General features: G+C 32.6%; 2 protein-coding genes. Both read right to left on the bottom strand.

Features of this window, described 5'->3' with window-relative positions; translation table 11 throughout:
* On the bottom strand, positions 1 to 353 hold a 353-nt coding region (locus tag U881_RS0101155), incomplete at its 3' end, for a hypothetical protein (RefSeq protein ID WP_024652986.1).
* Positions 354 to 355: 2 nt separating this feature from the next.
* The coding region (locus tag U881_RS0101150) for a DUF228 domain-containing protein (RefSeq protein ID WP_024652985.1) at positions 356 to 680 on the bottom strand (325 nt) is incomplete at its 5' end.

Below are 680 nucleotides of genomic sequence, written 5' to 3'. Positions count from 1 at the left end.
CTTGATACAGATTCACAGATAGAATCAAATGTTAATAAGTTTTTATTCCTAAACCCAGTCTGAGCTTTAAATACAGCTGGTTCATCATCAAAATTTTTAGAGTATTTCTTTAATTTTAAGATATAGTCTTTAAGTGTTTTACCTTCTTCAGTTTCTAGCACTGGTGCATGTCTTTTACCTCTTCTTTTACCCCTTGTAGAAGTTTGTTGTAATTGCTCTTCTTGATCTTGTTCTAGTTGTTGTTTTAAAAACTCAACAAGTTCAGTATCATCCATTTCAGAATAAATTTCAGATTCAATTGATCCATGCTGCATATTTGGTATTAAGCTTGCTTGTTGATCTTTGTTATCCACTATTAGCTGATCCCTCTATTTCCGAATATACTTACAAGTGCTATGTAAAGATTTTCGTTGATCTTAAATGCCTTTGATAAGGCAATACCATTAATAGTACGAGAACCCGAACCACTGTCTTGTTCAATCTCTCCATTTGTATTAAATTTAACTTTTACATTAGGTGTAATACTGCTTTGACTATCTTTTTTGACTACCAAATATCCAGTAAAGTTATTTGTTATTGGAAGAACAGTAGCAGTTCCAGTAAATTCATCTATGTCTGTGCATATCCCATATAGATCAGTACCACCACCGGCTTCTACTGCTAATTCATAAGAACCATCA

It is taken from the genome of Borrelia persica No12 (genome assembly GCF_000500045.1).
Taxonomy (GTDB): Bacteria; Spirochaetota; Spirochaetia; order Borreliales; family Borreliaceae; genus Borrelia; species Borrelia persica.
The sequence above is the reverse complement of the archived record's forward strand: the minus strand, read 5'-3'. Positions and strand labels throughout refer to the sequence as shown.